The organism is Acidovorax sp. FG48, from assembly GCF_057809085.1.
On the sequence record NZ_JBMDJH010000039.1, the window covers coordinates 1 to 7,500 of the forward strand.

A 7,500-nucleotide genomic window follows, 5' to 3' on the forward strand; every position below is an offset into this window, starting at 1 on the left:
CAAAGCAAAAAACCCCAGTCTTTATGAGACTGGGGTTTTCTGGGCTGTAAGAGCCTGACGATGACCTACTTTCACACGGGAACCCGCACTATCATCGGCGCAAAGTCGTTTCACTGTCCTGTTCGGGATGGGAAGGAGTGGGACCAACTTGCTATGGTCATCAGGCATAACTTGTTGTTGTGCTGCTTTTGGGGCAACACAACGAATTCATAGAGTCTGGAATCAGATTTTGTGTATTTGACTGCGTCTAACTTGGCATAACAGACTTTGAGCTTTTCACACAACCATTGTGGTGTGCGTGTTGGCTATCAAAGTTATAGGGTCAAGCCGCACGAGCAATTAGTACAGGTTAGCTTAACGCATTACTGCGCTTCCACACCCTGCCTATCAACGTCCTGGTCTTGAACGACTCTTTAGGGGGCTCAAGGCCCCGGCAGATCTCATCTTGAAACGAGTTTCCCGCTTAGATGCTTTCAGCGGTTATCTCTTCCACACTTAGCTACTCGGCAATGCCACTGGCGTGACAACCGATACACCAGAGGTGTGTCCACTCCGGTCCTCTCGTACTAGGAGCAGGCTTCCTCAAATCTGCAGCGCCCACGGAAGATAGGGACCAAACTGTCTCACGACGTTTTAAACCCAGCTCACGTACCTCTTTAAATGGCGAACAGCCATACCCTTGGGACCGGCTACAGCCCCAGGATGAGATGAGCCGACATCGAGGTGCCAAACACCGCCGTCGATATGAACTCTTGGGCGGTATCAGCCTGTTATCCCCAGAGTACCTTTTATCCGTTGAGCGATGGCCCTTCCATACAGAACCACCGGATCACTATGTCCTGCTTTCGCATCTGCTCGACTTGTCAGTCTCGCAGTTAAGCACGCTTATGCCATTGCACTATCGTCACGATGTCCGACCGTAACTAGCGTACCTTCGAACTCCTCCGTTACGCTTTGGGAGGAGACCGCCCCAGTCAAACTGCCTACCATGCACTGTCCCCGATCCAGATAATGGACCTAGGTTAGAACCTCAAACACACCAGGGTGGTATTTCAACGTTGGCTCCATGAGAACTAGCGTCCTCACTTCAAAGCCTCCCACCTATCCTACACAGATCTGTTCAAAGTCCAATACAAAGCTACAGTAAAGGTTCATGGGGTCTTTCCGTCTTTCCGCGGGGAGATTGCATCATCACAAACATTTCAACTTCGCTGAGTCTCAGGAGGAGACAGTGTGGCCATCGTTACGCCATTCGTGCAGGTCGGAACTTACCCGACAAGGAATTTCGCTACCTTAGGACCGTTATAGTTACGGCCGCCGTTTACTGGGACTTCAATCAAGAGCTTGCACCCCATCATTTAATCTTCCAGCACCGGGCAGGCGTCACACCCTATACGTCCACTTTCGTGTTTGCAGAGTGCTGTGTTTTTATTAAACAGTCGCAGCCACCGATTTTTTGCAACCCCGTTGGGCTCCCTCTGTACGAGTTCACCTACTTGGGGCATACCTTCTCCCGAAGTTACGGTATCAATTTGCCGAGTTCCTTCTCCTGAGTTCTCTCAAGCGCCTTAGAATACTCATCTCGCGCACCAGTGTCGGTTTGCGGTACGGTCGTCAATAGCTGAAGCTTAGTGGCTTTTCCTGGAAGCAGGGTATCACTCACTTCGTCTGCAAGCAGACTCGTTATCACCCCTCATCTAAGCCCGGCGGATTTGCCTACCGAGCACGACTACAGGCTTGAACCAACATATCCAACAGTTGGCTGAGCTAACCTTCTCCGTCCCCACATCGCACTATTGATCGGTACAGGAATATTGACCTGTTTCCCATCAGCTACGCATCTCTGCCTCGCCTTAGGGGCCGACTCACTCTACGCCGATGAACGTTGCGTAGAAAACCTTGCGCTTACGGCGAGGGGGCTTTTCACCCCCTTTAACGCTACTCATGTCAGCATTCGCACTTCTGATACCTCCAGCATCCGTTACCAGACACCTTCACAGGCCTACAGAACGCTCTCCTACCACTTGCAATAAATTGCAAATCCGCAGCTTCGGTAACTGGCTTAGCCCCGTTACATCTTCCGCGCAGGACGACTCGATCAGTGAGCTATTACGCTTTCTTTAAATGATGGCTGCTTCTAAGCCAACATCCTGACTGTTTTAGCCTTCCCACTTCGTTTCCCACTTAGCCAATTTTAGGGACCTTAGCTGGCGGTCTGGGTTGTTTCCCTCTTGAGTCCGGACGTTAGCACCCGGTGCTCTGTCTCCCAAGCTGTACTCTGCGGTATTCGGAGTTTGCATAGGTTTGGTAAGTCGCCATGACCCCCTAGCCTAAACAGTGCTCTACCCCCGCAGGTAATACTTGAGGCACTACCTAAATAGTTTTCGGAGAGAACCAGCTATTTCCAAGTTTGTTTAGCCTTTCACCCCTATCCACAGCTCATCCCCTAGTTTTGCAACACTAGTGGGTTCGGACCTCCAGTACCTGTTACGGCACCTTCATCCTGGCCATGGATAGATCACTTGGTTTCGGGTCTACACCCAGCGACTGATTCGCCCTATTCGGACTCGATTTCTCTACGGCTTCCCTATTCGGTTAACCTTGCCACTGAATGTAAGTCGCTGACCCATTATACAAAAGGTACGCAGTCACCCTTGCGGGCTCCTACTTTTTGTAAGCATGCGGTTTCAGGATCTATTTCACTCCCCTCCCGGGGTTCTTTTCGCCTTTCCCTCACGGTACTGGTTCACTATCGGTCGATTACGAGTATTTAGCCTTGGAGGATGGTCCCCCCATATTCAGACAGGATTTCTCGTGTCCCGCCCTACTTTTCTCTAACTTAGTACCACACGTCTGTTTTCGCATACAGGGCTATCACCTGCTATGGCCGGGCTTTCCATCCCGTTTTGCTAACAGTCGTGCTATCACTAGAAGGCTCTTCCGATTTCGCTCGCCACTACTTTCGGAATCTCGGTTGATGTCTTTTCCTCGAGCTACTGAGATGTTTCAGTTCACCCGGTTCGCCTCGCATACCTATGTATTCAGTATGCGATACCTCTTGCGAGGTGGGTTTCCCCATTCAGAAATCTCCGGATCAAAGCTTATTTGCCAGCTCCCCGAAGCTTATCGCAGGCTATCACGTCTTTCGTCGCCTGTAATCGCCAAGGCATCCACCACATGCTCTTAGTCACTTGACCCTATAACTTTGACATCTCTTTCAAGATATCGCCATCATCTTCAAGGACTTGTCAGGTCTTTCACCTGACGCGTTATGCCGTAATGTGAATAATTCCTCGATATCACTATCAAGAAACATTCGTCATTACTGAGTTCAAATTACTTCGCAATCACTTTCGCAATCACGTTTGCTCATTGAACATTCGTTTTGACGCAATCAAAAATTTGTCACCAGGGGCACGGTCTGCACTAAACCTTTACGAATGTGCAGTTTCCCCTGGCAACTCTGATTTCGACTCTATGAATTTTTAAAGAACAGCCGATTGATCAATCGATATTGATCAACAACAAAGCAGCCTTTTGCAAAGCAGCTTTGGTGTTGAAGTCCCGAAGTGTGGTTGGTGGAGGATGACGGGATCGAACCGACGACCCCCTGCTTGCAAAGCAGGTGCTCTCCCAGCTGAGCTAATCCCCCAGTGTCCTCTTACCGTATCCAGTCATCGGAATTTGGTGGGTCTAGTTGGGCTCGAACCAACGACCCCCGCCTTATCAAGACGGTGCTCTAACCAGCTGAGCTACAGACCCATTCCACATTCTTGCGAATCCCTTCGCAGGTCTGCGGCTTGTTCCAACAACCGATAAGTGTGGGCGTTCAATATTGAATGCAGTTTTCCAGAAAGGAGGTGATCCAGCCGCACCTTCCGATACGGCTACCTTGTTACGACTTCACCCCAGTCACGAACCCTGCCGTGGTAATCGCCCTCCTTGCGGTTAGGCTAACTACTTCTGGCAGAACCCGCTCCCATGGTGTGACGGGCGGTGTGTACAAGACCCGGGAACGTATTCACCGCGACATTCTGATCCGCGATTACTAGCGATTCCGACTTCACGCAGTCGAGTTGCAGACTGCGATCCGGACTACGACTGGCTTTATGGGATTGGCTCCCCCTCGCGGGTTGGCAACCCTCTGTACCAGCCATTGTATGACGTGTGTAGCCCCACCTATAAGGGCCATGAGGACTTGACGTCATCCCCACCTTCCTCCGGTTTGTCACCGGCAGTCTCATTAGAGTGCCCAACTGAATGTAGCAACTAATGACAAGGGTTGCGCTCGTTGCGGGACTTAACCCAACATCTCACGACACGAGCTGACGACAGCCATGCAGCACCTGTGTTACGGCTCTCTTTCGAGCACTCCTCTATCTCTAAAGGATTCCGTACATGTCAAAGGTGGGTAAGGTTTTTCGCGTTGCATCGAATTAAACCACATCATCCACCGCTTGTGCGGGTCCCCGTCAATTCCTTTGAGTTTCAACCTTGCGGCCGTACTCCCCAGGCGGTCAACTTCACGCGTTAGCTTCGTTACTGAGTCAGTGAAGACCCAACAACCAGTTGACATCGTTTAGGGCGTGGACTACCAGGGTATCTAATCCTGTTTGCTCCCCACGCTTTCGTGCATGAGCGTCAGTACAGGCCCAGGGGATTGCCTTCGCCATCGGTGTTCCTCCGCATATCTACGCATTTCACTGCTACACGCGGAATTCCATCCCCCTCTGCCGTACTCTAGCTATGCAGTCACAAATGCAGTTCCCAGGTTGAGCCCGGGGATTTCACATCTGTCTTACATAACCGCCTGCGCACGCTTTACGCCCAGTAATTCCGATTAACGCTCGCACCCTACGTATTACCGCGGCTGCTGGCACGTAGTTAGCCGGTGCTTATTCTTACGGTACCGTCATGGACCCCAGGTATTAACCAGAGTCTTTTCGTTCCGTACAAAAGCAGTTTACAACCCGAAGGCCTTCATCCTGCACGCGGCATGGCTGGATCAGGCTTGCGCCCATTGTCCAAAATTCCCCACTGCTGCCTCCCGTAGGAGTCTGGGCCGTGTCTCAGTCCCAGTGTGGCTGGTCGTCCTCTCAGACCAGCTACAGATCGTCGGCTTGGTAAGCTTTTATCCCACCAACTACCTAATCTGCCATCGGCCGCTCCGTGAGCGCAAGGCCTTGCGGTCCCCTGCTTTCATCCTGAGATCGTATGCGGTATTAGCAAAGCTTTCGCTTCGTTATCCCCCACTCTCGGGCACGTTCCGATGTATTACTCACCCGTTCGCCACTCGTCAGCATCCGAAGACCTGTTACCGTTCGACTTGCATGTGTAAGGCATGCCGCCAGCGTTCAATCTGAGCCAGGATCAAACTCTACAGTTCGATCTTGATTTTTTCGCTCTTTCGAGCAACTCATAATTAAGAATTGAAGTGAACTTCACTTCTCTCTCATGAGCGTTTGTAGTGCTAAGCACTAGTTCCAAAGAACTTGGCACTCGCCATCAAACGCCCACGCTTATCGGCTGTATATTTTTAAAGACCCCGCAAAACAAAGCAGACCTAAATCTTCTTCATTTTGCAAACTTCGCTGCGATCAGCGAAGCCTTGAATTCTAGCACAGTTTTTGAAGAACTGTTAAAAATCTTGTTTTCTTTTGGCCCATCTATTTAATGATCCAAAAGAAAACACCCAGTACCAACACTGGGTGCCCTTGCTGTAAGAGCCTGACGATGACCTACTTTCACACGGGAACCCGCACTATCATCGGCGCAAAGTCGTTTCACTGTCCTGTTCGGGATGGGAAGGAGTGGGACCAACTTGCTATGGTCATCAGGCATAACTTGTTGTTGTGCTGCTTTTGGGGCAACACAACGAATTCATAGAGTCTGGAATCAGATTTTGTGTATTTGACTGCGTCTAACTTGGCATAACAGACTTTGAGCTTTTCACACAACCATTGTGGTGTGCGTGTTGGCTATCAAAGTTATAGGGTCAAGCCGCACGAGCAATTAGTACAGGTTAGCTTAACGCATTACTGCGCTTCCACACCCTGCCTATCAACGTCCTGGTCTTGAACGACTCTTTAGGGGGCTCAAGGCCCCGGCAGATCTCATCTTGAAACGAGTTTCCCGCTTAGATGCTTTCAGCGGTTATCTCTTCCACACTTAGCTACTCGGCAATGCCACTGGCGTGACAACCGATACACCAGAGGTGTGTCCACTCCGGTCCTCTCGTACTAGGAGCAGGCTTCCTCAAATCTGCAGCGCCCACGGAAGATAGGGACCAAACTGTCTCACGACGTTTTAAACCCAGCTCACGTACCTCTTTAAATGGCGAACAGCCATACCCTTGGGACCGGCTACAGCCCCAGGATGAGATGAGCCGACATCGAGGTGCCAAACACCGCCGTCGATATGAACTCTTGGGCGGTATCAGCCTGTTATCCCCAGAGTACCTTTTATCCGTTGAGCGATGGCCCTTCCATACAGAACCACCGGATCACTATGTCCTGCTTTCGCATCTGCTCGACTTGTCAGTCTCGCAGTTAAGCACGCTTATGCCATTGCACTATCGTCACGATGTCCGACCGTAACTAGCGTACCTTCGAACTCCTCCGTTACGCTTTGGGAGGAGACCGCCCCAGTCAAACTGCCTACCATGCACTGTCCCCGATCCAGATAATGGACCTAGGTTAGAACCTCAAACACACCAGGGTGGTATTTCAACGTTGGCTCCATGAGAACTAGCGTCCTCACTTCAAAGCCTCCCACCTATCCTACACAGATCTGTTCAAAGTCCAATACAAAGCTACAGTAAAGGTTCATGGGGTCTTTCCGTCTTTCCGCGGGGAGATTGCATCATCACAAACATTTCAACTTCGCTGAGTCTCAGGAGGAGACAGTGTGGCCATCGTTACGCCATTCGTGCAGGTCGGAACTTACCCGACAAGGAATTTCGCTACCTTAGGACCGTTATAGTTACGGCCGCCGTTTACTGGGACTTCAATCAAGAGCTTGCACCCCATCATTTAATCTTCCAGCACCGGGCAGGCGTCACACCCTATACGTCCACTTTCGTGTTTGCAGAGTGCTGTGTTTTTATTAAACAGTCGCAGCCACCGATTTTTTGCAACCCCGTTGGGCTCCCTCTGTACGAGTTCACCTACTTGGGGCATACCTTCTCCCGAAGTTACGGTATCAATTTGCCGAGTTCCTTCTCCTGAGTTCTCTCAAGCGCCTTAGAATACTCATCTCGCGCACCAGTGTCGGTTTGCGGTACGGTCGTCAATAGCTGAAGCTTAGTGGCTTTTCCTGGAAGCAGGGTATCACTCACTTCGTCTGCAAGCAGACTCGTTATCACCCCTCATCTAAGCCCGGCGGATTTGCCTACCGAGCACGACTACAGGCTTGAACCAACATATCCAACAGTTGGCTGAGCTAACCTTCTCCGTCCCCACATCGCACTATTGATCGGTACAGGAATATTGACCTGTTTCC

Annotated in this window: 2 tRNA genes and 5 rRNA genes (1 of these 7 only partly in view); all 7 read right to left on the minus strand. The window is 50.7% G+C overall.

The features are described from left to right. Positions 1 to 52 precede the first annotated feature (52 nt). Positions 53 to 165 (minus strand): 5S ribosomal RNA (gene rrf / locus ACODSU_RS24975). A gap of 153 nt (positions 166 to 318) precedes the next feature. Continuing rightward, positions 319 to 3,197: ribosomal RNA gene (locus tag ACODSU_RS24980) — 23S ribosomal RNA — on the minus strand. 379 nt (positions 3,198 to 3,576) lie between these two features. Then, positions 3,577 to 3,652, minus strand: a tRNA-Ala gene (locus tag ACODSU_RS24985). A 33-nt stretch (positions 3,653 to 3,685) separates the two neighbouring features. Continuing rightward, a tRNA-Ile gene (locus ACODSU_RS24990) sits at positions 3,686 to 3,762 on the minus strand. 91 nt (positions 3,763 to 3,853) lie between these two features. Then, positions 3,854 to 5,386 (minus strand): 16S ribosomal RNA (locus ACODSU_RS24995). 339 nt (positions 5,387 to 5,725) lie between these two features. Further along, a 5S ribosomal RNA gene (gene rrf / locus ACODSU_RS25000) occupies positions 5,726 to 5,838 on the minus strand. A gap of 153 nt (positions 5,839 to 5,991) precedes the next feature. Then, positions 5,992 to 7,500, minus strand: a 23S ribosomal RNA gene (locus tag ACODSU_RS25005); it runs 1,370 nt beyond the window's last position. The 16S, 23S and 5S rRNA genes sit together here with 2 tRNA genes alongside, the layout of an rRNA operon.